The 23452-nt window shown below is 62.0% G+C and carries 25 protein-coding genes, 1 tRNA gene and 1 other RNA gene; 14 read left to right on the top strand and 13 right to left on the bottom strand.

Features of this window, described 5'->3' with window-relative positions; all coding sequences use genetic code 11:
- Positions 1 to 5: 5 nt before the first annotated feature.
- Positions 6 to 104, top strand: an RNA gene (ffs, locus tag O3306_RS12910) — signal recognition particle sRNA small type.
- A 39-nt stretch (positions 105 to 143) separates the two neighbouring features.
- On the opposite strand, the gene O3306_RS12905 is transcribed toward ffs, so the two are convergent.
- From O3306_RS12905 to ypfJ, 3 genes are all read right to left on the bottom strand, one after another.
- Complete coding sequence (locus O3306_RS12905) at positions 144 to 905, bottom strand: STAS/SEC14 domain-containing protein (protein ID WP_272007968.1); 762 nt, start codon at positions 903 to 905, stop codon at positions 144 to 146.
- Positions 906 to 1247: 342 nt separating this feature from the next.
- The gene (locus O3306_RS12900) at positions 1248 to 1769 is read right to left on the bottom strand and encodes a protein-tyrosine phosphatase family protein (RefSeq protein ID WP_272007966.1); all 522 of its coding nucleotides are present in this window, start codon (positions 1767 to 1769) and stop codon (positions 1248 to 1250) included.
- A 15-nt stretch (positions 1770 to 1784) separates the two neighbouring features.
- Complete coding sequence (gene ypfJ, locus O3306_RS12895) at positions 1785 to 2636, bottom strand: KPN_02809 family neutral zinc metallopeptidase (protein ID WP_272007962.1); 852 nt, start codon at positions 2634 to 2636, stop codon at positions 1785 to 1787.
- A gap of 297 nt (positions 2637 to 2933) precedes the next feature.
- Between ypfJ and O3306_RS12890 the strand changes: the two genes are divergently transcribed.
- From O3306_RS12890 to O3306_RS12865, 6 genes are all read left to right on the top strand, one after another.
- Positions 2934 to 4199 (top strand): SulP family inorganic anion transporter, encoded by a 1266-nt coding sequence (locus O3306_RS12890; RefSeq protein WP_272007960.1) that lies wholly within the window; start codon positions 2934 to 2936, stop codon positions 4197 to 4199.
- 169 nt (positions 4200 to 4368) lie between these two features.
- Positions 4369 to 6141, top strand: a complete 1773-nt coding sequence (locus tag O3306_RS12885) for a DNA polymerase III subunit gamma/tau (protein WP_442969999.1) — start codon at positions 4369 to 4371, stop codon at positions 6139 to 6141.
- An 11-nt stretch (positions 6142 to 6152) separates the two neighbouring features.
- Positions 6153 to 6509, top strand: coding sequence for a hypothetical protein (locus tag O3306_RS12880; protein ID WP_272007955.1), 357 nt, complete (start codon positions 6153 to 6155; stop codon positions 6507 to 6509).
- 69 nt (positions 6510 to 6578) lie between these two features.
- Entirely contained in the window at positions 6579 to 6923 is a 345-nt protein-coding gene (locus O3306_RS12875) for a YbaB/EbfC family nucleoid-associated protein (RefSeq protein ID WP_272007952.1), read from the top strand.
- A 79-nt stretch (positions 6924 to 7002) separates the two neighbouring features.
- The gene (gene recR / locus O3306_RS12870) at positions 7003 to 7596 is read left to right on the top strand and encodes a recombination mediator RecR (protein WP_272007949.1); all 594 of its coding nucleotides are present in this window, start codon (positions 7003 to 7005) and stop codon (positions 7594 to 7596) included.
- Positions 7593 to 8009 carry a hypothetical protein gene (locus O3306_RS12865; protein ID WP_272007948.1) on the top strand — a complete coding sequence of 139 codons (417 nt, stop codon included), beginning with the start codon at positions 7593 to 7595 and terminating at the stop codon, positions 8007 to 8009. Before recR ends, O3306_RS12865 begins: the two co-directional genes overlap by 4 nt.
- Before the next feature lie 98 nt (positions 8010 to 8107).
- On the opposite strand, the gene O3306_RS12860 is transcribed toward O3306_RS12865, so the two are convergent.
- Entirely contained in the window at positions 8108 to 9286 is a 1179-nt protein-coding gene (locus O3306_RS12860) for a type III PLP-dependent enzyme (RefSeq protein ID WP_272007945.1), read from the bottom strand.
- A 483-nt stretch (positions 9287 to 9769) separates the two neighbouring features.
- Between O3306_RS12860 and O3306_RS12855 the strand changes: the two genes are divergently transcribed.
- The gene (locus O3306_RS12855) at positions 9770 to 10432 is read left to right on the top strand and encodes a L,D-transpeptidase (RefSeq protein ID WP_272007943.1); all 663 of its coding nucleotides are present in this window, start codon (positions 9770 to 9772) and stop codon (positions 10430 to 10432) included.
- Positions 10433 to 10504: 72 nt separating this feature from the next.
- On the opposite strand, the gene O3306_RS12850 is transcribed toward O3306_RS12855, so the two are convergent.
- From O3306_RS12850 to O3306_RS12840, 3 genes are all read right to left on the bottom strand, one after another.
- On the bottom strand, positions 10505 to 10768 hold the full coding sequence (locus tag O3306_RS12850) for a hypothetical protein (protein WP_272007940.1): 264 nt from the start codon (positions 10766 to 10768) through the stop codon (positions 10505 to 10507).
- Between the two features lie 128 nt (positions 10769 to 10896).
- Positions 10897 to 11883, bottom strand: a complete 987-nt coding sequence (locus O3306_RS12845) for a PAS domain-containing protein (RefSeq protein ID WP_272007937.1) — start codon at positions 11881 to 11883, stop codon at positions 10897 to 10899.
- Between the two features lie 204 nt (positions 11884 to 12087).
- Complete coding sequence (locus O3306_RS12840; protein ID WP_272007934.1) at positions 12088 to 12834, bottom strand: DUF1013 domain-containing protein; 747 nt, start codon at positions 12832 to 12834, stop codon at positions 12088 to 12090.
- 148 nt (positions 12835 to 12982) lie between these two features.
- Here O3306_RS12840 and O3306_RS12835 point away from each other — a divergent pair, with 148 nt between their 5' ends.
- The gene (locus tag O3306_RS12835; protein WP_272007931.1) at positions 12983 to 13612 is read left to right on the top strand and encodes a ribonuclease T2; all 630 of its coding nucleotides are present in this window, start codon (positions 12983 to 12985) and stop codon (positions 13610 to 13612) included.
- A 68-nt stretch (positions 13613 to 13680) separates the two neighbouring features.
- Here O3306_RS12835 and O3306_RS12830 read toward each other — a convergent pair whose 3' ends face one another.
- Genes O3306_RS12830 through O3306_RS12815 form a run of 4 tightly spaced genes read right to left on the bottom strand, consistent with a single transcriptional unit; the run spans position 13681 to position 17067 of the window.
- Positions 13681 to 14247 carry a hypothetical protein gene (locus O3306_RS12830; RefSeq protein ID WP_272007929.1) on the bottom strand — a complete coding sequence of 189 codons (567 nt, stop codon included), beginning with the start codon at positions 14245 to 14247 and terminating at the stop codon, positions 13681 to 13683.
- Positions 14229 to 15356, bottom strand: coding sequence for an exo-alpha-sialidase (locus tag O3306_RS12825; protein WP_272007926.1), 1128 nt, complete (start codon positions 15354 to 15356; stop codon positions 14229 to 14231). The genes O3306_RS12830 and O3306_RS12825 overlap by 19 nt, the downstream gene beginning before the upstream one ends.
- Positions 15357 to 15360: 4 nt before the next feature.
- Complete coding sequence (locus tag O3306_RS12820; protein ID WP_272007923.1) at positions 15361 to 16341, bottom strand: NAD(P)H-quinone oxidoreductase; 981 nt, start codon at positions 16339 to 16341, stop codon at positions 15361 to 15363.
- 9 nt (positions 16342 to 16350) lie between these two features.
- Positions 16351 to 17067, bottom strand: coding sequence for a COQ9 family protein (locus tag O3306_RS12815; RefSeq protein WP_272007921.1), 717 nt, complete (start codon positions 17065 to 17067; stop codon positions 16351 to 16353).
- Positions 17068 to 17192: 125 nt separating this feature from the next.
- On the opposite strand from O3306_RS12815, the gene rpsU reads away from it, so the two are divergent.
- Positions 17193 to 17399, top strand: a complete 207-nt coding sequence (gene rpsU / locus O3306_RS12810) for a 30S ribosomal protein S21 (RefSeq protein ID WP_008207378.1) — start codon at positions 17193 to 17195, stop codon at positions 17397 to 17399.
- A gap of 270 nt (positions 17400 to 17669) precedes the next feature.
- A complete protein-coding gene (locus tag O3306_RS12805) occupies positions 17670 to 18332 on the top strand; it encodes a hypothetical protein (RefSeq protein ID WP_272007917.1) in 663 nt (220 codons plus the stop codon).
- Positions 18333 to 18459: 127 nt separating this feature from the next.
- Here O3306_RS12805 and O3306_RS12800 read toward each other — a convergent pair whose 3' ends face one another.
- A complete protein-coding gene (locus O3306_RS12800) occupies positions 18460 to 19494 on the bottom strand; it encodes a succinylglutamate desuccinylase/aspartoacylase family protein (protein WP_272007914.1) in 1035 nt (344 codons plus the stop codon).
- A 364-nt stretch (positions 19495 to 19858) separates the two neighbouring features.
- Between O3306_RS12800 and O3306_RS12795 the strand changes: the two genes are divergently transcribed.
- Positions 19859 to 19934, top strand: a tRNA-Thr gene (locus tag O3306_RS12795).
- Between the two features lie 54 nt (positions 19935 to 19988).
- On the opposite strand, the gene O3306_RS12790 is transcribed toward O3306_RS12795, so the two are convergent.
- A complete protein-coding gene (locus tag O3306_RS12790; protein WP_272007911.1) occupies positions 19989 to 20159 on the bottom strand; it encodes a hypothetical protein in 171 nt (56 codons plus the stop codon).
- Between the two features lie 195 nt (positions 20160 to 20354).
- On the opposite strand from O3306_RS12790, the gene O3306_RS12785 reads away from it, so the two are divergent.
- Both O3306_RS12785 and O3306_RS12780 read left to right on the top strand, forming a co-directional pair.
- Positions 20355 to 22205: an EVE domain-containing protein gene (locus O3306_RS12785; protein ID WP_272007908.1), complete on the top strand. Its 1851-nt coding sequence runs from the start codon at positions 20355 to 20357 to the stop codon at positions 22203 to 22205.
- Positions 22206 to 22524: 319 nt separating this feature from the next.
- Positions 22525 to 23094, top strand: coding sequence for a T4SS efffector SepA family protein (locus O3306_RS12780; RefSeq protein WP_272007906.1), 570 nt, complete (start codon positions 22525 to 22527; stop codon positions 23092 to 23094).
- Positions 23095 to 23452 lie beyond the last annotated feature (358 nt).

Genomic DNA, 23452 nt, shown 5'->3' with positions numbered 1-23452 from the left:
AAATCTGAGAGGTTGGCGCGGGCAGGCACCTCGCCAACCCGGTCAGATCCGGAAGGAAGCAGCCGTAACGAGCCCCGCTTGGGTCGTTGTCCAGCCTCTCACCTTTCCCTCCTTGGTTTTCCTGCGATATTCCTTCGCGGGACTTATTTCATGCCGACCCAACTGCGCGCTTCAGCCTCGTCTGCCGCATCAAACAGGCGCATTTCGAACGGCATCATCGGGCTCACGCCGGCGGTCAGGGCTTTCATCCATGACGGCGCGCCGACGATGGCGTAGCGCCCCACATGAGCGATGGCGTCAATTTTCGACCCCATGAAAGACCCATCCATCAGGATCGCCGGGTCAAACCCACCGTAACTCGTGAACTTGGCAAACAGGTTTATCTTCTTGTCGCCGCGCAGAATCGGCTCCAGGGGGGCCATCACCTTTTGCACGTCTTCGCGGGTGATCAGCCCGTCGATCTCGAAGGCGATCACGCCATCGGACCCATCCGCCAGCAGCCTCATGCCGGAAGCATCGGCACCGGCCTGCGGCGCGGGCAGATCAGAGGCGAAGGCCTCGGCGGCGGCAATGTCGGATGATGGAAAGCTGCGCATGTCGATCATCGGCAGAACCGGATCGATCCATTTCAACAGGGCCGAAAATGCCTGAAGGTCCGTCACGACAGCCAGTTTCGCAATCTTTGTCCACTGGTTCAGCATCCCGAATTCGAACTTGGCATCTTCGATTATCGCGTCGGCGGTCACATCGGCCAAATCTTCGGCGCGCACGATCAGGCCCAGCGGGCCATCGCCTTGCAACACCGGTGTCAATTCGCGCGCCATCGTCTCGATGTCCGTCTTTTCCACGACACCGGACAGCGTCAATTCATAGACATTCCGGCTGAGTTCCCGAACTTTGAGCATGTCGTTTCCTTTCAGTTGCACAGGTTGAGCCGGGGCGTTTCTTTGGCGATCTCACGCCCCAGCCGCTCTTGGGGCAGGCCCAACAGATGGTCGATCACACCCTGGAAAACGTCGGTCACACTTGGGGCCGCGTCCTGACATCCGTGAGCGCACGCCAAGACCACCTGTGTGAAAGGTTTGGTGTCGGACACGTCAAAACAACCTTTGGCGATATAAAATGCGCTCATCTGCCGCAGCGGGGGCCACAAGGTGGCATTCGGATGCACGGATTGACGAACGGGCGAAAATCCCGGACCAGGTCGTGTTGCAGGTTGCTCGCATTGCCCGGATGCGCAGCGCCGGTCAGCCTTTGCGCGTGGTACTCCACCGCGCCGCCGAGGCCGTCGCGGACCGCGCCCAATTGCCCTGCGCCTCTGTCTCGATTGCACAGGGGCGCACCACGCGCAACCGCGCCAGCGCGGCGCCGGGTTCTTCACCCGCCTCGATCATCAAGCGCAGCGCGGCCATGCCCGACCGCCCGCAACCGCCCCGACAATGGATCAGCACCCGGCCACCACCGGCAAGGGCGGCCAGCGCCGCGCGGCTCGCACTGGCCCAGGCCTGATGCTGGTCCGCTCCCGGCGTGCCGAAATCCTTCACTGGCAGATGCACCCAACGCGTTCCCTTGTCCTGCAGATGCTGGCCCAGATTGGTCGCCCCACCTTCCAGCATCTCCAACTCGGTGGTCATGGTGATCACCAGCGCCGGGCGCCAGTCGTGCAAATGCGCAAGGTCCGCCGCATAGTCACCTGACCGGCCCGGCAGCGGTGCCAGCGCGAGGATACCGCCCGCGACAGGAAGCGCGTGGATGACGAAACCTGTCATCTGCTCAGCCGCGCGTCATAGCTTGACCGCGCCGAAGGTGTCGCATTGCTGCACCTGCCCGGTCTCGTATCCGGTGGCGAACCACCGGGCGCGCTGTTTCGACGTGCCATGGGTAAAGGTATGCGGCTGCGGCACCTGACCTGCGCGCTTTTGCAGATGATCGTCGCCGATCTTGCGGGCCGCATTCAGCGCCTCCTCGATATCACCCGGTTCCAGCAGCCCCTCGACCCGCGAGGCCCAGACCCCCGACAGGCAATCGGCCTGTAGTTCCAGCCGCACGGTCAGGGCATTGGCCTCTGTCTGGCCTGCCTGCTGACGCATCGCGCTGACCTCGGGCAGGATGCCCAGCTCGTTCTGGACATGATGGGCGACCTCATGGGCGATCACGTAGGCCGCGGCAAAATCGCCTCGCGCCCCCAGTTGGCGCGACAGCGTGGCAAAGAAATCGGTGTCGAGATAGGCCTTGCCGTCTGCCGGGCAGTAAAACGGCCCCGTGGCGCCAGAGGCCCCGCCGCAGGGGCTGCCTGTGGCAACGGAAAAGAGAACCAGCACCGGCGGAACGTATTCAAGCCCCAGCTGATCGGCAAAAACATCCTCCCAAACCGTTTCCGTGGTCGCCAGAACACGCGAGGCAAACTGTGCCGCCTGCTCTTCTTGCGGGCTCAGCTCGCGCGGGGCGCTGTTTTGCTCCACGGGGACGGCCCCCTGCAGAAGCGGCGTGACGTCTATCCCGGCGAAATAGCCGATGGCCAGAACGACCAGCAGACCGACACCGCCGATCCCGCCCGCCGCACGGCCGCCACCGCGCCGACCCGAGCGGCGACGATCCTCGACATTCCGGCTGCCGCGTATTCCCTTCAAGCGCATCCGTCACCCCTTTGACTGGCCCATCACAGCGACTATAACCCCCCATACATCAAAGACAAAAACAAATGCAGGGATGTTCGCAAATGCCAGTATGAGGCTCGCAACAACCAATCAGAGAGTCGCCCAGCCGACGCTCCCGAATAACTTGTGCCACAACTCCCGCCCCACCCGGCTGCGCCTGTTTGTCATATTCCACTCATCCGGCCAGAAGGTTACGGCAGAGTTTCAGACTCATTTTGGAAAAACGGCAACATGATTGCCCTTCTTCTTCCTCAATAACCCTTTTCGGACAAGCACATGAAACCCAAGATACTCACAACGCTGGCAACCTATGACCGTCAGCAATTCACCGCCGACCTGCTTGCCGGGGTGACGGTGGCGATGGTCGCCCTACCGCTCAGCCTTGCCATCGCCATCGCGTCGGGCGCGGGGCCGGAAAAGGGATTGGTAACCGCCATTGTCGCGGGGTTTCTCATCTCTTTTCTGGGCGGAAGCCGTGTGCAGATCGGTGGCCCGACCGGCGCATTCATCGTCGTCGTATATGGCGTCATCGCGCAACATGGCTATGACGGGCTGGTTCTGGCGACGTTCATGGCCGGGATCATCATGCTGCTCGCGGGGTATTTTCGTGCGGGAAATCTGGTCGCCTATGTGCCAGAGCCTGTGATCAACGGCTTTACCATCGGGATCGGCGTCATCATTGCGACAAGCCAGATCAAGGACCTGCTCGGCCTGTCGATTGCCGACGTACCAGCCGAGTTCATCGCAAAAATCGAGACGCTCTGGGGCGCGCGCGACTCCCTCAACATGCTTGCGTTCGGCATCGGGCTTGCGACGATGGTGGTGATCGTCGGGCTGCGGCGGCTCGCGCCAAGATTCCCCGGATTGCTCATTGCAGTCGCCCTCGCCTCGGCGGTCGTGGCCATGGCCGCAATGCCGGTCGATACCATCTTCTCCCGCTTCGGGGCGCTGCCCAGCACGCTGCCGATGCCCGCCCTGCCCGAGATCAGCTGGGCGCGGATCGTGGAACTGCTGCCCTCGGCCTTGGTCATTGCCTTTCTGGCCAGCATTGAATCGCTGTTGTCGGCAATGGTGGCCGACAGGATGATCGGCGGCCATCACAGGCCAAACGCCGAAGTGCTGGCGCAGGGCTTTGCCAATATCGGCTCGGCCCTCTTCGCGGGCCTTCCAGCGACCGGCGCGATTGCCCGCACCGCCACCAATGTCCGCGCAGGCGGCAAAACTCCGGTTGCCGGGATCGTGCATGCCTTGGCCATCCTGCTGGTCATGATGCTGGCCGCCCCGCTGGCCGGTTATCTGGCCATGCCTGCGCTGGCCGGATTGCTGATTCTGACCGCCTGGAACATGAGCGAGCCGCATAAATGGCGCGGATACATGCAGCAGCGCCGGTCAGATCAGATCCTGTTGATCCTGACGATGGTTCTGACGGTATTTGCGGATCTGACCATCGCCATCGGCGTGGGCGTATCCATCGGCCTTGCGTTGCGGCTGAGGCGGCACAATGTGGAGATGGAGAAGGACTGGACACCGCCGGATCGTTAAACCCAATCCCCTGATCGCCCGGCCGCAGCGGGCATTTCGGCACCGCCACATGCGTTGGTGATCCGCCTTCTTGCAACTGTCGTAGGGTAAAGTCGCCGGGGCGGTGGACCTCACCCTTCAGCACGCTTACTCTGGGGAGCGATCCGAATCCCCGCAAACGCAGGCGCTCATGACTGATACCCCGTCCACCGGATACCGCGTTCTCGCCCGCAAGTACCGGCCCGAAACCTTCGCCGATCTGGTCGGGCAGGATGCCATGGTGCGCACGCTTAAGAACGCGTTCGAGGCGGACCGCATCGCGCAGGCCTTTATCATGACCGGCATCCGCGGCACCGGTAAAACCACCACCGCGCGGATCATCGCCAAGGGCATCAACTGCGTCGGGCCGGACGGCAATGGCGGCCCCACGACCGAACCCTGCGGCGTGTGCGAGCATTGCACCGCGATCATGGAAGGCCGCCATGTCGATGTGCTCGAGATGGACGCGGCCTCGCGCACCGGCGTCGGTGACATTCGCGAGATCATCGACAGCGTCGCCTACCGCGCCGCCTCTGCCCGCTACAAGATCTACATCATCGACGAGGTGCACATGCTCAGCACCTCGGCCTTCAACGCGTTACTGAAAACGCTCGAAGAGCCCCCGGAGCATGTGAAATTCATCTTTGCCACCACCGAGATCCGCAAGGTGCCGGTGACGGTGCTTAGCCGCTGCCAGCGGTTTGATCTGCGCCGGATCGAACCCGAAGTGATGATCGCGCTGATGCGCAAGATCGCAGCCTCGGAAGAGGCCGAAATCACCGATGACGCGCTGGCGCTGATCACCCGCGCCGCCGAAGGCTCGGCCCGCGATGCCACATCGCTTCTGGATCAGGCAATCAGTCACGGCGCGGGCGAGACGACCGCCGAACAGGTGCGCGCCATGCTGGGTCTGGCCGACCGGGGCCGCGTGCTGGACCTGTTTGACCTGATCATGAAGGGCGACGCGGCGGGCGCGCTGACCGAACTGGGCGCGCAATACGCCGAAGGTGCCGATCCGGTGGCAGTTCTACGCGACCTTGCCGAGATCACCCACTGGATCAGCGTGGTCAAGATCACGCCCGAAGCCGCCGAAGACCCCACCGTCAGCCCCGATGAACGCATGCGTGGCACGCAGATGGCGGAGACGCTGCCGATGCGCGTACTGAGCCGCATGTGGCAAATGCTGCTCAAGGCGCTGGAAGAAGTCGCGGCCGCGCCCAACGCGATGATGGCCGCCGAAATGGCGGTGATCCGCCTCACCCATGTGGCCGACCTGCCCAGCCCGGACGAGCTTTTGCGCAAATTGCAGGACACACCGCCCCCACCCGCGCCCGGCCCGGCACCGATGCAGGGTGGCGGCAATGGCGCATCCGGGCCCACGGGCCATGCGGCAGGCCCGTCCTTCGCCCAGCCCAGCCGCCCCGTGAATGGCGCGTCAGGCGTCAGCATGTCCGGGCAAACGCCCGCGCTGGCCACCGATCAGGCGCTGGCGCACTATCCCAGCTTTGCGCATGTGGTCGATCTGATCCGCGCGAACCGCGACGTGAAATTGCTGGTCGAGGTCGAAACCTGCCTGCGCCTCGCCGCCTATCAGCCGGGCCGGATCGAATTCGTGCCCACTGACGATGCGCCCTCCGATCTTGCGCAGCGTCTGGGCAGCGCGCTGCAACGCTGGACCGGCAATCGGTGGGCGGTCAGCATCGTGAACGAAGGCGGAGCCGACACCATTGCCGAAACCCGCGATGCCGCGGATCTCGCGCTCAAGACCGAGGCGCGCGAACATCCGTTGGTGCAAGCCGTGATATCGGTCTTTCCCCGCGCAAAGATCCTCAGCATCCGCACCCCCGAGGAACTGGCGCAAAAGGCCCAAGCAGAGGCCCTGCCCATCGTTGAAGAGGAATGGGACCCATTCGAGGAAGATTAATCACCGCTCTCATGTGCAGCCTGCCGGGCGTCGCGTTCGCCGACGTCTGTCGCTCCCATCGACCGGAATGGAATGGCCAGCCTGTCACCATCTGGGGCGAGGCGCTGGCGCTGTTCTCCAGCCCGGCGGCACTGTTCCTGCTGGCGGCGTCCGCCGTAGCGGTGGCGCTGCGCAGTCAATCGGGCGCGCTGGTCGTCTGCGTGTTGTGGTCGTTTCTGGCCTTGGGCATCATATCATTTGACCCGAAAACCCGTGCGTTGGCCGTAAACGAGGGCTGCGTCGGCTCACCTATCCTGTTCATTGAGGTGATCGCGCTTTTGAGCGGCGCGATGATCGTCTACACCAGCCGCCGGGTACAAAAGGGCTGAGACCTTGTGCGCGCCCCCTGCCGCACGTATCTAAGAAGGCAACGATGACCACCCAACCGGAGGAAGAGCATGTTCAAGGGACTGGGCCAGATGGGCGACATGGCCAAGATGATGAAAGCTGCGCAGGAAATGCAGACCAAGATGGCCGCGCTTCAGGAAGAGATGCACAGCCTCACCGTCACCGGGGTCAGCGGCGCCGGCTTGGTCAAGGCCGTGGCCACCTGCAAGGGCGAGCTCAAGAGCCTCGATATCGACCCGTCCATTTTCTCCAGCGACGACAAGGAAGTGGTCGAGGATCTGATCCTCGCCGCGATCAAGGACGCCCAGGGCAAGGCCTCGGACCGCGCGCAGGAAGAGATGGGCAAGCTGACCGAAGGCATGGGGCTGCCCAAGGATATGAAACTCCCCTTCTAGGGCCGTTTCAAATCCGTTGCGCCAGAGAGCGGAAAATCCAGGATTTTCTGCGGAGTAGCGTCGGCAAAGTCAGGATCCCATGAGCTCCACCCGCGACATCGACGCCCTGATCGAGATGATGGCCAAGCTGCCGGGCCTCGGGCCACGTTCGGCCCGGCGCGCGGTGTTGCACCTGATCCGCAAACGCGAGCTGAAGCTGACCCCGCTGGCCGACCTGATGCAGGCCGTTGCCGCCACCGCGCGCGAATGCACCCGCTGCGGCAATATCGGCAACGCCGAGATCTGCGATATCTGCCTGTCCGAGAAACGCGCCAACGGCATGCTCTGCGTGGTCGAGGACGTGGCCGATCTCTGGGCGATGGAACGCGCGACCGTATTCAAGGGGCGCTACCACGTGCTCGGCGGCACGCTCAGCGCGCTGGACCAAGTGGGGCCGGAGCAGCTTCGCATTCCGCAGTTGATTGCCCGGATCGAGGCAGAAGGGATCGTGGAAGTCATCCTCGCCCTCGGCGCCACCGTCGACGGGCAGACCACCGCGCATTACATCGCCGACCAGATCGAGGACAGCGTCCGCCTGACTTCGCTGGCCCAGGGCGTGCCAATCGGTGGCGAGCTGGACTATCTCGACGAAGGCACGATCACGGCAGCACTAAACGCGCGCAAGGAGATATGAGCGCGGCTTTTCGCATTATCCGTCATTCCGCAATCTACGCAGGATGTGTGTTTTGTGCCGGGTTCGCACTTGGCGTGGTCCGGGTGCTCTGGCTGGCGCCAAGCTTCGGACCTTTGGGGGCGGTTGCGCTGGAATTGCCGATCATGTTGGCGATTTCATGGGCCGTGAGTGCAGCCTTGCTGCGCAAATCCCATGGCGACTGGTCACGCCTACAACGTCTAGCGATGGGCGGATTCGCCTTTGTCTTGCTGATCGCGATGGAATTGGCGCTCGGCGCGGCGTTGACCGGCGATGGTGTGGCGGCCTTTTTCGCGAGGCTGTCCACATTGCACGGCGCGCTGGGATTGGCCGCACAGATCGCTTTCGGGCTGATCCCCTGGGTGCAGAGCCTGTTTGCCCCCCAAAAACCGTGACGACCTGCCGGACCATGACCCTTCGGGACGAGGCAGGCCGTCACTCCTTGAGCTGACCACCCGCGCCTCCCCACGCGAGCGATCAGGTCTCGGACCCGTCAGAGGACGATCACATCCAGTGGCGGGAAACCGTTGAACCCCACAGACGAATAGCTGCTGGTGTAGGCGCCGCAGTTGCGGATCATCACTTTGTCGCCGCATTGCAGCGCCAGCGGCAGCATCACCGGGCGTTGTTCGTAAAGGATATCGGCACTGTCACATGACGGGCCAGCCAGCACGCAGGGGCCGACCTCGCCGCCATCATGCGGGGTTTCGACACGGTAGCGGATCGCCTCGCCCATGGTTTCAGCCAAGCCCGAGAACATGCCGATATCCAGGTAAACCCAGCGGTGCAGGTCATCGTCCGACTTGCGCGACACCAGCATCACTTCGGCCGCGATGTGACCGGATTCCGCCACCAGCCCACGACCCGGCTCTGCCATGATATAGGGCACGTCGCCAAACAGTTCGCCAACCGTCTGCATGACGGCGGCGGCATAGGATGTGGCACCTTCCACGGCGGTGTCATAGCTGGCGGGAAAACCGCCGCCAAGGTTCAGCACGTTCAGGTCATGACCCGCCGCGCGGGCGGCATGCCACAGCTCAGCGATCTGGGCCAGCACCGGGGTCCAGTACTCGGGGCGGCGGGTCTGGCTGCCAACGTGAAACGATAGGCCCGCGACGGTCACGCCCTGCGCCTTTGCATGTTCCAGCAGGCCCGGCAGCGCGGAATGCGCACAGCCGAACTTGCGGCTGAGCGGCCAGTCAGCTGCAGAATTCTCGACGATCACGCGCAGGTAGACGCGCGCCTCGGGAGCATGATCGCGAATCTTGTTGATCTCGGCATCGCTGTCAGAGGCAAAGAGCGTCACACCCGCATCATAGGCAAACGCGATGTCGGCGGGGCGTTTGATGGTATTGCCAAAAGAGATGTCGCGCCCCTTGGCACCCTGGCTGAGGCACAGCTCGATTTCGCCGCGGCTGGCGGCGTCAAAACGCGCGCCCTTCCCGACCAGCATGCGGATGATCTCGGGAGCGGGGTTTGCCTTGACGGCATAGTGGATGCGGGCATGGCCCAGACCAGCGGCCAGCGCGTCATACTGCGCCGCGATACGGGCACGGCTGATCACCAGCGTGGGTTTGTCAAAACTCGATGCGGAAATGAAATCGGCAACATCGTCGAATGCAGCGGGAACGACAGGCGCAAGCGCGCCCGGGAATATAGCGGTCATGGTCATCTCCAAAAGGAACCCCCGGATCGTCCGGGTCAGTACAGCAGTCAGAGACGTTACCGTCGCTACATAAACGCGGGTCAGTCAGAAGGAAGCTGACCGGCCAGAGGCGCGTGCGTTGGCGTCTGAATTGCGCATGTATACCGATTGCAGATTCGCGCAAGTTGAAATCGTATGCGGTATCGAAATTTCTGCGGCCACGAGGATTTTGGCCACCTTTTCACAGGCGCGTAGGCGCAGGCTTGGCGCCGGAGGGCCACCCGATCCGGCAATACCTGCATCGAATCACCCCGCCGGGCTGCGGCGGGCAGACACCATATCTGCACCTGGCTCTGAAAAAATCAGGCGATGATGCAACGAATGGCCCGCAAAACGCCCCTGAGCACGTTATTGTGAATGATACGCCTTGACCTAAATCCTGCCGTAAAGTCGTTAATAAAGTAAGCTACGGACGAAAACGCCAATGATTTCACCGGGAGTACCAGACCAATGTTGACCAGACGGCATTTCATTCAGACCACAGCCGCGCTGTTCTCCACCGCGATTCCAGCAGCATCGCTCGCCACGTCGGCGTCAGCGCAAAGCAGCTGGGCGGCCTGGGACGCGCGGGTGACACCACCTAACTACGACCCTGCCACATCGAACCCATGGGGCTTGCATCCGCGCTTTCTGCCGGTGCTGGTCGAGGCGAATGATGGGCTGACACCGGGGGACATCCACGTGGATGCGGTGGCGCGGTATCTGTATCACATCAACGGTGACGGAACGGCGATGCGCTACGGCGTCGCCATTGCGCGCGGCAACCTCTACGAGCCGGGGACATATACGATCCGGCGCAAGGCGAAATGGCCGAAATGGACCCCCACCGCCGCAATGATCAAACGCGACCCGTACTATGCCAAGTACGAAGACGGTGTGCCGGGTGGTCCGACCAACCCGCTGGGATCACGCGCTTTCTATCTCTATGTGGGCAATCGCGACACCTACCTGCGCATTCACGGAACACCCAGCCCGCGCTCTGTCGGCGGTCGGGCCAGTTCCGGCTGTGTCCGCATGGTGATGGCGCATATCATCGGGCTTTACGATCATGTTGCCATCGGCTCGACCGCGCATCTCTATGCGCCCGAAAGCTATGTAACCGCCACCAGCTAAGGCGGTTCATCTCGGAACAGACCGTAACCGGTTACGGCAGCGGGCGGAATGCCCGCGCCGACCACGCGTGGCTCAGGACGCGACTTTTGTGCAGATCGGCCGCCCGTCGGTGGTCCGCAGCGGCAGCATTGTAGTCTCGACCGGGCCGGCATAGCGATACCAGAGGCATCCGTCCGGCTGCACGCGCACAGTGGCAAGATCCTGCCCTGGTGCCGCCATCTCGACGATGCTTTCAGGTAACTTCACGACGGGTTCCGTGCTCGCGGATGTTCCGGCCTCCATGCAGGCGCCAAGCGCCAAGACTGAAACGAGTGACAAACTGATCTTGAAATTCATCGATACATCCACTGAATGATTGGCGGCTGTTGCCACTTTGCTTGCGCACCCTGCCGGGATACAAGCGCCGCTGCCAAAATCGAATGAAAAATCACGAGTGTGGTGCAGGCTTCAAACAGTCCTGCGCGCTACAATGGCAGATCGGCCTCGACGACAATCCCGGTTTCGGGCCACTTGAAGTCGATCGTGCCACCCGTCGCCCTGATGAGGTCGGACACGATACGCGACCCGTTCCAACGCTCGGGGCGGGTTATTTTCGGGCCGCCCAACTCCACCCACTTGCAGACAACATGCCGCTCAGCGCCATCCGCCCGGAACTGCCAACTGAAATCGACGCCCCCCGTCGGGACACTCAACGCCCCATATTTGACCGAATTTGTCGCCAGTTCATGCAATCCCAACGTCAAGGGCGAGACAAGCCCCGTTGGCAGCGCATCATCCGGCCCGGTCAGCGTGAATTGCCGCACGCCGCCCGGCGCATAGGCGGTCAGGATGGTCCGGGACAGATCGCCCAGCCCCATCCCTTCCGTCCCGACCCCGCCGAAGGTCTGAAAGTGAACATTGCCCAACGCCGCGAGCCGTTCACTTATGACGGCGCCCAGCTGGGTCGCATCGGCTTCCTCGCGGGCAGACATCTTGATGATGACATTCATCACATTCATGATGTTCCGCAAACGATGCACCAATTCCTCGTCCGCCAGCCTGCGCGCCTCGATCTCCATGTTGCGCTTGGCCGTCACATCCAGCTGCGATCCGAAATAGAAGACGGTTTTTCCCGCGTTGTCGGTGATCGGCCCGATTTGCAGGGCATTGACGAAACTGGTCCCGTTCTTGCGATAGTTCAGGATCTCTACGGTATCGACACGCTGTTCCTCTACGACCCGCTGGATGGATCGCACGCTGGCCAGCGTGGTGTCCGGCCCCTGCAGAAACCTGCAATTACGCCCGATGACGTCTTCCAGATCATAACCGGTCAGATTGCTAAACGCGGCGTTTGCATAAACGATCGGATTGTCGGGCAATGTCGGATCGGTAATGCACAACGGGACGCGCGCCTGCCGCACGGCCTGAGCCATTGCCGTATCGCTTTCAATATCCCAGCGCGCCTGGGCCAAGTCCTTGGTCAAAAGTCCCTCCGAACATACTGCAACCGCAACGGCTCTCCTGACAGCATAAGTCTTGCCACCGATCAGAGCCAAGGGAATTGGCGATGCACGACGACGCGGCAACCGCATGGATTGCCTGTCGCCCTGTTCGCAGGGGCCAAACCAAGCCCCCTGCCCCCGCCCGTTTCATCCCGGCGGGAGCGGATCTTGATCTTAACGTTCGTCTTCGTCGTCCTCGTCCGGATTGTCGGGCAGGTTGAAAAGGCTTTCCGCGTCGAATTTCTTTTCCGTCTCTTCGGGCTCCGATTCGCTGAGCGTGAACGTCTCCAGCCCTTCGATGGCTGTCGGGATTTTGGTCTCGGCATCCATCCCGAGGCTCTGCTCCGTGCTCAGCAGCTTGCGGCGCTCATCGTCGGTCATCGCCTCGCCTTCGCGGGCTTTCTTGGCGGCGGCCTTCTGGACGGCGGCGTCAAGCTCGGACTGCTTGCACAGGCCCAGCGCCACCGGGTCGATCGGCTGGATGTTGGCGATGTTCCAGTGGGTGCGCTCGCGGATCGCCTGGATGGTCGGCTTGGTGGTGCCTACCAGCTTGGAAATCTGGCTGTCGGCCAGCTCGGGGTGAAACTTGACCAGCCACAGGATCGACGCCGGGCGGTCCTGGCGTTTGCTCAGCGGCGTATAGCGCGGGCCGCGACGCTTTTCTTCGCCCACCGCAGAGGCGTTGAATTTCAGTTTCAGCTTGTGCTGCGGGTTCTTTTCGGCGGCGTCGATCTCTTCCTGCGTCAGCTGGTTATTGGCGACGGGATCGAACCCCTTGACGCCCGCAGCCACATCGCCATCGGCGATGCCCTGCACTTCAAGCTCGTGCATTTCGGTGAAATCCGCGATCTGCTTGAACGTGAGCGTGGTATTGTCCACCAGCCAGACGGCGGTGGCTTTGGCCATGAGCGGTTTTGCCATTGTCTTGTCTCCTTGGTCTTTGGGGCGCACACACTTCTTCCCTGTCTCCTGTCTCCAGGAGGCCCGGGCCAGGGCCGGGGCGGGTTTCCGTTGTGGGGGAACTTGGGCGCTGTATAGTGACCTCCGGAAAAAAAAGAAAGACCAAAGAATGCGCGCCTTCATCGCCTTTTTGTTCTACGCCACGGCGGCGCTCGCGGGCGAGGACCGCCCCGGAGAGTTCGATTACTACGTTCTGGCCATGAGCTGGTCGCCCACCTGGTGCGCTCTGGAGGGCGACGCGCGCGGCGCGGCGCAATGCCACAAGGCCGCCGATTCCGGCTGGATTCTGCACGGACTCTGGCCGCAATACCACCGTGGCTGGCCCGAACATTGCCAAACAACCGAACGCCCGCCCTCGCGGTCCATGACGCAGGCAATGGCCGATATCATGGGCAGTTCCGGCCAGGCCTGGTACCAGTGGAAAAAGCACGGGCGTTGTTCTGGGCTGAGCGCGCCGGCCTATTACGCATTGGCGCGCGAAGCCTACAACAAGGTGAACCGCCCCGAGGTCTTCCGCAAGCTGACAAAACCGGTGAAGCTGCCTGCCGCAGTGGTCGAAGAGGCGTTTCTGAAGGCCAACCCGGGTTGGGAGCGCGACATGCTGACCATCACCTGCCGTCAGGGGCGCATCCAGGAGGCGCGGCTGTGCCTGTCAAAAACGCTGGACCCGGTGCCTTGCGGGCGCGACGTGGTGCGCGATTGCCCCGCGAAGGATGCGCTGTTTGCGCCCATTCGCTGAAGCCACGCCTGAAACCGCGGAAGGAATTTGAGTATTTTTGGCAAAATGAAGCCCAAGGGGTGGGCGTGTCAGAGCGCCCGCGTGATCAGCACGATGACGAGGATGGGAACCAGCATTGCATGGCTTACCTCGTCAAACCAGTTGCTGCTGCTCCAGCCCAAGGCCCAGACCGCCTGCCCCAGCACGGCAACCAATGGCACGAAAAGGCTGCTGGTCAGCGCGCCGTAGCAGCAGAGAGCCAGCACCATGAGCGCAACCGGGATTGGCGCATAGCCCCAGCGGTATAGATCGACCGGGATCGCCCCTGTCGCGGCGGCGAGGAACGCGGTGTAGAGGATCAGTAACACCAGAAGTTCGGTTGTTGAAAATGGCTGTACCGGCAGGCCCAGCGCGGCCGCCGTGTGGCGCAGCGCCAGCGCGGGCAGCAGCACGCCGAACGGGGCGAGCAATGCGATGAGCGCGCCCAGCGCAAGGCTGCCGTGAAAGAGCAGCACCGCGCCAAGGCCCAGAACAGCGCCCAGTGCCGCCGCCAGCGGTGGCGTCAGCGTCAGCCCCGCCAGCGCGAAGGCGACCCAGCCGATCATCACCGCCAGCGCGGCATTTGTGACCAGCGCGTTCATAATGTCTCCAGCCATGCCGCGTTGAACACATGCGCCTTGATGCCGCGCTTGGTGCCCTGCGAATAGGTCAGCGCGAAATCGCCGTCCGGCAACTGCCGCAGCATCGGGTAGCGCAGGGCGCCGTCCTCGGGGGCAATGACATGCAGCAAACGCCAATGCGCGCCGCCATCCTCGCTGAGCGACAGGCGCAAATCCTGGGGGCGGGCGGGATCGTCGTTCATCGCGATGAGGATACGCGCGCCGCCCAGCGACAAGGCCGCGACCGGCGCGCTGGGATTGGCGATGTCGGTCTGGCGGACGCGGCTCCAGCTCTGGCCGCCATCCTCGGTGTGACTGATCAGCAGGCGGCCCCGGGCAGTGTCGAAATCGCGCAGGAATGCCACCGCGCGGCGCGCGCCCAGCGGCACCACCATCGGCTGGATCGGTTGCAGCCCGCGCGCATCCATGCGGGCTGTGTCGCGCACCCTGCCCTGCCCGTCTGTCCGCACCAGAAGCCCGTGCATCTGCCCCATCTCGAAATAGGCGGGCAGAGCATATGAGCCGTCGGCATAGGCCACCATCGGGGATTTCACCAGGTGCGAGCGGTTCAGCAGCGGCGACAGGTTCAGCTTGCGCGCGTGCTGCGGGCCATCCGCGCCCATGCGGATATCCGCGACCGAGGCCATTGCCCAGCCGCCCACCGACACCGTCGTGGCATAGAGCCCGCCCGGCACCGCCTCGTTCTCGATCGTGTTGCCCAGCGTCACCACCAGTTGTCCCGGCGCCATCGCCGCGCCCAGCGCACGGCGCGTCACATGGCGGCGAGGGGCAGCGGCGGTCCAGCCCTCGGGGTCGCGCGTCAATCGCGCGGCGAAGATGTCGACATCGGCGCGCGCCTCTTCGGAGCCCTGAAACCACAGGACATCAAAGCCATCGTCGGTCAGCGCAATGGCTGGGGAATGCGCCTGACCACTGGGCGCGGTATGGTCCAGCACCGTTTCGAAAAAGGGTGCGCCCTGCGCTTCGATCCGGGGCGGCACATCAAAGCGCCACTCGAGCGGCACATCACGGCGGATGGTCCACAGGCTGAGGCAGAGGCTGAGCGCGGCCAGCCCGAGGATCGCGACATGCACGGCGCCCAACACAGGCTCAGACCGCCAGAACGATCTTGCCGATATGGGTGCTGCCCTCCATATGCGCATGCGCGGCGGCAGCCTCGGCCAGCGGGTAGCAGCTATCCATCACCGGGGCGACGCGGCCCGCTTCCAGCAGCGGCCAGACATGGGTGCGCAACTCATCGGCGATCCGGGCCTTGGCCAGGTCGCTTTGCGGGCGCAGGGTGCTGCCGGTGATCGTCAGGCGGCGCATCATGACATGGGCGAAGTTGAGTTCGACCTTGGAGCCCTGCAGGAACGCGATCTGCATCAGGCGCCCGTCATCGGCGAGGGATTTGACGTTGCGCGGGAGGTAGTCGCCGCCGACCATATCCAGGATCAGGTTTGCCCCGCCCTCGGCGCGCAGTACATCGACGAAATCTCGCGCGCGGTAATTGATCGCCTGTTCCGCGCCCAGATCCAGGCACACCTGGCATTTCTCGTCCGATCCGGCGGTGGTGAAAACCCGAGCGCCGAACGCGGCACCCAGCTGGATTGCCGTGGTGCCGATACCGGACGAGCCGCCATGCACCAGGAACCGCTCGCCCGCCTTCAGGCCGCCGCGTTGGAACACGTTGGACCAGACAGTATAGAATGTCTCGGGCAGGCAGGCGGCCTCTTTCAGCGCCATGCCCTGCGGGATCGGCAGGCAATGTGCTGCTGGCGTTGCCACGTATTCGGCATAGCCGCCACCGGGCAGCAGCGCGCAAACCGCATCGCCCACCGCCCAGTCAGCAACGCCCGCACCGATCGCGGCAATCTCGCCCGAGGCCTCAAGCCCCGGCAGATCGCTGGCCCCCGCCGGCGGATTATAAAGGCCCGCGCGTTGCAACGCATCGGGGCGGTTCACCCCGGCAAAGGCCACCCGGATCACCACCTCGCCCGCGCGGGGCCGGGGCATCGGGCGCTTGGCCATTTGCAGAACTTCCGGCCCGCCGGGCTGGGTGATTTCCACGGCGTTCATCATCTCGGTCATCGTGTTCTCCTATGTCTGATCCTGCGGGCCACGATCTGGCCGGGCCGCGCCCCAATGGCCGGGCATGTCGGCCCTCGGCCCGGGCTGCGGCGCGCGTATCCGCGACAGCAAGTCAAGCGGCCCGGCCAGAGCGCGGCTCAGCAATGGGTTTTCGCGCATCTTCGCCTTGGTTTTTTCGATCTGCATCACGTTGTCGATGCGCCGGTCCAGAAATTCCCAGGTCGCGCTGTGTTCCTGGCTCTCATCCCCCAGCCAATAAAGCACGGTACTGCCATAGACACCCGAAAGCGTCGCGCGCTTGGTGTACCAGTTCACGTCATCCGAGGTATCGCCCAACGCGCTCCAGATATGATCGCAGGTCTGCCATATCGCACGCGCACCGTCCGCTGCGTGATGCGGCAGCGCAAAGAGCGCCATGCCCCGGCGCACCATCTCGCGATCCTCGACCGCCTCCAGCCGGAAACGCACGGCGGCGGCGATCCGATCCCGAAACCGCATTTCGGACAGATCCGCCTCTTCCAGCCGTGCCAGCATCACGGCATCGCCCGCCGCATGATAGGCCAGCGCCAGATCGACCGCGCCGCGCGGAAATAGCGCGCGCGCGACACCCGGCGCGACACCCGCATCACGTACCGCGGCGTCAAAACCGGCCTGGCTCCAGCCATCGAACGGCACATGCATGGCGGCAGCCTTCAGCAGCGCGGTAGTCAGCTCCGGATCGGTCATTTTTGCTCTCCCGGTTCTCTCTATCCTGGCTTGGCCCGCACCCTAGACAAATCTCGAAGGCTTTGCTATAGACCCGCCTCCTGCAATCACTTGCAACTCAAACTTAGAAAGGTGGTGAAAACCACATGCAGGTTAGTGTACGCGACAACAACGTCGATCAGGCGCTCCGCGCCCTGAAGAAAAAGCTACAGCGCGAAGGTGTGTTTCGCGAAATGAAGCTCAAGCAACATTTCGAGAAACCGTCCGAGAAAAAAGCGCGCGAAAAGGCTGAAGCTATCCGTCGTGCCCGTAAACTGGCACGTAAGAAAGCCCAGCGCGAAGGTATGCTCTGAGCAGCCCTTGATAGCTTGATCCGCACTGCAAAAGCGCATCCCGGAAACCGGTTTTCGGACCAGATGTGCAAAAGTTAGAACTGACGACCCCCGAGGCCCGGCCGCGGGGGTTTGTCGTTTCTGGCGTCAGGCGATTCGCGCATCAGCGTGACGCCAGCCCATTCCCACCCGCGACCGGCGGCGGTTTGCCGCTTTGGTGATAGCCCTTGATGGAGCGGGACCGCTCGCATATCTCAGCGTCAGAACCTGTTTGCCCGGAAAGAGACCCAAATGACCGTCCTGACCCAGATTGACCGCGCCCTGATGGCGCTGATTGCGGCGGTTCTGGCCGCGTCGGTGGTGATCTATTTCGTCAATCCCACCTATTTCTGGGCCACCTTCGCCGCCGAAGACAAACTGGTGGAATATGGCACCGCATTCTTCCTGCTCGTCTCCAGCATGGTTCTGCTGGCAAACGCGCGCCACCTCTCGGGGCGGGGCCTGCGCCTGGCCGCCGTTATGACACTGCTCTATGCGCTGATGTTCTTCCTTGCCGCGGGCGAAGAAGTATCATGGGGCCAGCGGATATTCGGCTGGGAATCCGGCGAATTCTTCCAGGAAAACAACAAACAGTTCGAAACCAACTTTCACAACCTCATCGTTGGTGACGTCCACCTGACCAAGACGCTCTTTGGCCCGATCCTGACAGCCTGCATCCTTGCCTATCTGCTGGTGTTGCCGCTGCTCTATACCCGCAGCCCCCGCATCGCGGCGCTGGCGGATCGGCTGGCGGTGCCGGTGCCGTGGCTGCGCCACGGCCTGATCGCGGTCGCAGCCAGCATCATCATCGCGCTGATCGACGTCGAGCGGAAATGGGAGGTTTACGAACTGGTGTTCAGCCTGCTGACCGTTTCGATATTCCTGTTGCCGCAGAACCGCGACAAGGTCGCGTAGTCCCGTCACCTGCCTACCGCTGTCACGCCCCCCACGAAGGGCAGTCCGGTTGCATCGCGTTTGGCCTCGATCCGCCAAGACGGGCGGCTCATCGGGACCTATGCCGATAGCCTCTGACCTCGTCCGATCAGATGATCTCGTCCTCGTCATAGAGCGGCGCCGCGTCGAGATGCGCGGTCACGCCTTCTGCCGCGGCCTCGGCGCGCGCGGTTTCGGCGATGTGAAACAGCGCCTCCCCCTCGTAGACCACTGGCATGTTGGTGCGCCCGATGATGATCCCCTCCGCATCCGCGACCACCTCGGTCTCAACCTCGCCGAACGGGTCGGAGACCGCGCCCAGCACCGTGCCGGGCACCACCGTGTCGCCGATCGACAGATACCCGCGGAACAACCCGCCCGCAGGCGCTCGGTACCAGTTCGACCCGCCGCACATCACGGTGCGGGTCTTGGTGCGTGGCACCGCGCGACGGGCCAGCATCCCCATTTCGTGCATCACCCGCAGGATGCCCGACACGCCCGCCCGCGCCGCCAGTTCATCGAACCGCAGCCCCTCGCCGCCCTCGTATAGCAGCACATCTATGCCCGCCGCCTCGGCGGCCATCCGCAAAGAGCCTTCGCGCAGTTTCGAATTCAGCATCACCGGCGCGCCGAAACTTGCCCCAAGCGCCGCAAGCCGGTCATTGTCGGGCGTCAGCCGGATCTGCGGCAGGTTGGTCCGGTGGATCGCCGCCGAATGCAGATCGATCCCCAATTCAGAGCGCATCACGACTTCGCTCATGAAGATATGCGCCAGCCGCGAGGCCATCGACCCTGTCGGCCCACCCGGAAAGCAGCGATTCAGGTCGCGCCGGTCGGGCAGGTAGCGGGCGTTGTTGAGAAATCCGTAAGTATTGACGATGGGCACGGCCAACAGCGTGCCGGACATGGATTTCAGCGCATTGGCTTTCAGAAGGCGACGCACGATCTCGACCCCGATCACCTCGTCGCCATGCACGGCAGCCGAGACGAACATGACCGGCCCGGGTTTGCGCCCGTGGACCACATGCACCGACAGGTTGACCGGCGTGTGATCCGAAAGCGTACTGACCGGAATATCGACAGTCATCCTCGTTCCCGGCGCAATCCGCTGCCCGCCGATGTCAAATGCCTCACGCTTTACCATGCCGTGCCTTTTCCGGTTCCGGAAGGCGAAGAGATAAGTACATTTCACGCTCCTGTCCATCCAGACATGGCTGCGCCGACGGGAATGGCTCGGGTTCACACCGCTGGCAGGCCGCATCGCGCAAACATCTCTTGCAGGGCAAAAAGCCTGACGATCCCCGATTGACCTCCCGCGTCATTCGTGTAGAAGCGCCGTGTTGCGCAGCCAGGGCCAAGATCGCGCCTGTGCCGGGCAACATGCCGGTGTAGCTCAGCTGGTAGAGCACGTCATTCGTAATTAGCGGGTCCCCGCGAAAATGACTTGCGAAACCAACGAGTTCGCGGCAAAGGAGTAGAACTAGTAGGGCCATAGTAGGGTCCGGAAAGCCGCTGTAGCTCAGCTGGTAGAGCACGTCATTCGTAATGATGGGGTCGGGGGTTCGAGTCCCTTCAGCGGCACCACTTCTCTTTAAAAATCAGACACTTACAGAAGCGATTGACAATGGTGCCTGGCGCCTAAGCACCTGCAGCAATGATGCTTTCGACATTCAAAAAAATTGGAGCAAAGCTCGCAAAATGTTCTGCTTCAACATGCGGCACGATGTTGTTTGCAAAGTGCACCTTGTCACCGATGAACCGGGTAAAACGCTCGGGGCGCGACTGGTCGACTGCGAAGTGTGCCTCCAACCATGTCCTTTAGACCAAGGTCAGGTCGATGATGCCGTCGGCGCGCGCAAAAGGCGTCCAAATAGGTCGGCAGAGAGCGCGGACCAAGAGCGGTCTGCCCCGCCATAGCGTCAATAAGAAACCGGTACCGATTACCATCATTGACCAAGCGGGCATTATGAGACCATTTTTGGAATGTTAATGCGGGAGTGAGGCGTGGCAGAAATAGACCAGCAGGTAATCATTGAGCGGATTAGAAAAACGCCAAACTACGACAAGCTGCGGAACCTTGAGACGAACATCGCCAACAACGATGCGATGACACCTGAGATAGAGGCGGCGATAAAGGCGCACTATGGGTCACTCGCGCGACAGGTAGTAGCCGACAAGACCGGCATCGACCTGACCAACCTGACACCAGCCGAAGAAAAGATCGTCCTGGCTGTTGCCGAATACGTCGGCCTCATGAAGCGAGACCACAAGACTACGTCTCGAACGTTTCAGCAATTGAAAAACCGCGGCCTGATCGGAGCCGCAGAAACCGCAGTCTCAAGGGCCAAGCCAACCCAAGGTTTCACGGTCTTGAGCGATGCGGATCGCGCTGACCTATCCTATGAGCAGATCATCATCGATCATCCCGAGGAGTTCTCGGAGCGGGCCCTTTGGTATGCCCATAGAGCGCTAGGGTTGCCAAATGCCACAGCCAAGCCCCCCACGAACGAAGATGCATCAACTCAGACCCGAACCGAGTTGCTCTTAGATTGGCTCAAGGTGCGCCGGACGTCCTCGCCTGGGACGATCACACCCTACAGCAATGCCGAGGCAGCAGTGGCCATGGGCATCGGGGACATGGCGAAGTTCGGCCGCACACATGGCAACATACAATCGCGGCTTGATTTCGCGTGTTATCGGCTGCGCCTGCCGCCTTTGGGCATGACGGCGAAGCAGTGGTTTTCGCGCGCGTGGAACTGGGGTGAGACAGGGTGGGACTTCCCGCGCGACGATATGCAGAAAGCCGCGCAGAGCAGGGTTTGGTCAGACGACGATTTCGAACGCGTTCTGCATATGACGCGCACTTTGCCCGGTGGATCGTCGAAGCTCTGGAAGGACGAGGCGGCACAACATCCGGAGGCCATCCAGTCTTGGGCAAGCGGCCTTGCACCCGCCGAGGAAGAGTCTTTCTGGGTGCTCGTATGCAACCCGCAAAAATGGGCGATCGATGAATTCCTAGTGCGAGGTATTGAGGTGGCCTCATGGGGAGTTCGCCGCTCTGATCGTGGCAAAATCAAGCCTGGTCAGCTGGCCATCATCCGAGTTGGACAGGATAGGCGCAGCAAGTCAGAACGGGATGGACGGCCTCAGCTTGACCCCGGAATCTACGCCATCTGTCAGGTTCTGACTGACCCGTACGAAGCTACTGGCGCGAGTGATGAGTTCTGGTCTCCGGGGAGTGAACGAGAAGCAGGTTGGCCGACAGTCGGTATTCGCTACTTGAAGACATTCCTGGATAGCCCGCTGCGTATCGAGACCCTGCAGGAAAAGGCACCGGTCGTGTCAAAGCTTTTACTGGAAGGGTTTCAGGGCTCCACCTTTCCGATTTCTGGCGATGACTTTCGGGCGGTTGCAGCCCTTCTAGGCATGCGGATTGATGATCTTCCAAAACCCCAAGATGCGCCCGATCTGGCGAAGGTGCTGCAGAATATCGAGGATAAGTACAAGGATGCCGCGCCTGAGGTAAAGCAGCGGCAAAGCCAGTACATCGAACGCGGGCCTGTGGGCGCAAAGGTGAAGAAACTCAACGGCTTCAAGTGCCAAATCTGCGAGGCTCTTGGCTGGGCTCCAATCGCGTTTAGAAAGCCCAGTGGCGAGCCTTATGTTGAAGCCCATCACGTCATGCCAGTGTCAAAGCTCGAAAAGGGTTCCTTGCATGCAGCGAATATCATGACGGTTTGTGCCAACCACCACCGACAACTGCACTACGGCGGAATCGATGTCAGCATCGGAGATGAGAAGTTTGGGCTAAAGATCGAAGGCCACCAGATCAGCATTCTGAGACCAACGGTCTGAACAATCAAATTGAAGGCCGACATAACGATTCCCCCTTGCGCTCAAACCAGGTCCAGTGGAGCGGGCCGATTGGGCTTGCGGTAAGAAGACCCGTGCACGGGGTGGGGTACCAGCGCCGACGGCAGTTAGCTGGATTCGCTCCGGGGAAAGTGCTGCACGAGTCTGAGCCGCTGCATATTCGCGAAGAAGGTCTTGCCGTGAGTAGTGCCCACCGAGGCGCAGCGCGCCTTCAGAAAATATGTAACATGCCGCCTTGACTCCAGAAAAGCATATATGTAACACATGTCCTAGCTGATGATTGGATCGAACGGAGAAGAACATGATGCCCGTAGTAAGATTAAACGATGCGACGTTTTCCGACCTGAAGACGTTGGCGACATGGCTAAGCACGGAGACGCCATCGCAAACGATCGATGCGATCGTCGCGCAAACAATGAGAAAGCTCGACCTGGAAAGGGATGTTGATGAGGTTGCCAGCGAAAATAACGACAGCGACTTACTGGAGTTCAAAGCGGCGCCTGGTTTGGCATTCACACGTGTGCTGAGTGCTACCGTCGATGGTCAGCCGCTTCCCAAGGCGAATTGGGCGTCGCTCCTTCTTGCGGTCGTTGCAGCCATCAAGAACCAGGGGCTCTCGGCGGATGAGCTTGTAAAGGCGCTCGATATCCCAGCTAGCCGATCGAGGCTGAACACCCAAGGTTACACCTATTACCAGCACCTCGGGATTTCGGTTCAAGGGCAGTCAGCCCAGGATGCTTGGAAGGAATGCGAGAGGTTGGCGACTAAATTCCAAGTTCCTGTCGAGGTTCACTTCCAATGGAGGGACAATCCGAAGGCGCAGCACCCTGGGCGCCAGGGAGCCCTACGGACGGGGCTTGGCGCTGCTTAGGACCTAGTTGGCCTCAATCGTTCGCAGGCTTTACAAACGCGAAGCGAGCCTTGAGGCCATTCATATCCGTCATGCACGGAAGCTCGGAGTGTCAGCCTGAAGCACGACCGCAACTTGGTCGCCAAAAGGAACTTTTGAGATCGAGTTACTCCAGATAGAAGTTCAGCCGACGAGGGCGAGAATGAATCTGGTAGATATTTTTCCAAAGGACGGACGCCCACAGGGTCTCTATTGCGAGACCTGCGGATCGAGCATGGACCTCCGCTGTGATGAATTTAAGGGTAAGGCTCCGGCGGCGGCCGTCTGATCTCGGGATCGATCCGATGGTAAGTCCGGCCTTATGTCCGACTTCATTAAC

The organism is Roseovarius sp. ZX-A-9 (assembly GCF_028369135.1).
GTDB lineage: Bacteria > Pseudomonadota > Alphaproteobacteria > Rhodobacterales > Rhodobacteraceae > Roseovarius.
The sequence above is the reverse complement of the archived record's forward strand: the minus strand, read 5'-3'. Positions and strand labels throughout refer to the sequence as shown.

Excerpts from the sequence above, each read along its gene's own strand:
- O3306_RS12840 (WP_272007934.1), bottom strand. The coding sequence starts at position 12,834 with ATGGCAAAACCGCTCATGGCCAAAGCCACCGCCGTCTGGCTGGTGGAC.
- O3306_RS12820 (WP_272007923.1), bottom strand. The coding sequence starts at position 16,341 with ATGACCGAGATGATGAACGCCGTGGAAATCACCCAGCCCGGCGGGCCG.
- O3306_RS12860 (WP_272007945.1), bottom strand. The coding sequence starts at position 9,286 with ATGACCATGACCGCTATATTCCCGGGCGCGCTTGCGCCTGTCGTTCCC.
- O3306_RS12885 (WP_442969999.1), top strand. The coding sequence starts at position 4,369 with ATGACTGATACCCCGTCCACCGGATACCGCGTTCTCGCCCGCAAGTAC.
- O3306_RS12805 (WP_272007917.1), top strand. The coding sequence starts at position 17,670 with ATGACCGTCCTGACCCAGATTGACCGCGCCCTGATGGCGCTGATTGCG.
- O3306_RS12830 (WP_272007929.1), bottom strand. The coding sequence starts at position 14,247 with ATGGCTGGAGACATTATGAACGCGCTGGTCACAAATGCCGCGCTGGCG.
- O3306_RS12880 (WP_272007955.1), top strand. The coding sequence starts at position 6,153 with ATGTGCAGCCTGCCGGGCGTCGCGTTCGCCGACGTCTGTCGCTCCCAT.
- O3306_RS12855 (WP_272007943.1), top strand. The coding sequence starts at position 9,770 with ATGTTGACCAGACGGCATTTCATTCAGACCACAGCCGCGCTGTTCTCC.
- O3306_RS12780 (WP_272007906.1), top strand. The coding sequence starts at position 22,525 with ATGATGCCCGTAGTAAGATTAAACGATGCGACGTTTTCCGACCTGAAG.
- O3306_RS12890 (WP_272007960.1), top strand. The coding sequence starts at position 2,934 with ATGAAACCCAAGATACTCACAACGCTGGCAACCTATGACCGTCAGCAA.
- O3306_RS12905 (WP_272007968.1), bottom strand. The coding sequence starts at position 905 with ATGCTCAAAGTTCGGGAACTCAGCCGGAATGTCTATGAATTGACGCTG.
- O3306_RS12875 (WP_272007952.1), top strand. The coding sequence starts at position 6,579 with ATGTTCAAGGGACTGGGCCAGATGGGCGACATGGCCAAGATGATGAAA.
- O3306_RS12850 (WP_272007940.1), bottom strand. The coding sequence starts at position 10,768 with ATGAATTTCAAGATCAGTTTGTCACTCGTTTCAGTCTTGGCGCTTGGC.
- O3306_RS12900 (WP_272007966.1), bottom strand. The coding sequence starts at position 1,769 with ATGACAGGTTTCGTCATCCACGCGCTTCCTGTCGCGGGCGGTATCCTC.
- O3306_RS12815 (WP_272007921.1), bottom strand. The coding sequence starts at position 17,067 with ATGACCGATCCGGAGCTGACTACCGCGCTGCTGAAGGCTGCCGCCATG.
- O3306_RS12865 (WP_272007948.1), top strand. The coding sequence starts at position 7,593 with ATGAGCGCGGCTTTTCGCATTATCCGTCATTCCGCAATCTACGCAGGA.
- recR (WP_272007949.1), top strand. The coding sequence starts at position 7,003 with ATGAGCTCCACCCGCGACATCGACGCCCTGATCGAGATGATGGCCAAG.
- ypfJ (WP_272007962.1), bottom strand. The coding sequence starts at position 2,636 with ATGCGCTTGAAGGGAATACGCGGCAGCCGGAATGTCGAGGATCGTCGC.
- O3306_RS12835 (WP_272007931.1), top strand. The coding sequence starts at position 12,983 with ATGCGCGCCTTCATCGCCTTTTTGTTCTACGCCACGGCGGCGCTCGCG.
- O3306_RS12800 (WP_272007914.1), bottom strand. The coding sequence starts at position 19,494 with ATGGTAAAGCGTGAGGCATTTGACATCGGCGGGCAGCGGATTGCGCCG.
- rpsU (WP_008207378.1), top strand. The coding sequence starts at position 17,193 with ATGCAGGTTAGTGTACGCGACAACAACGTCGATCAGGCGCTCCGCGCC.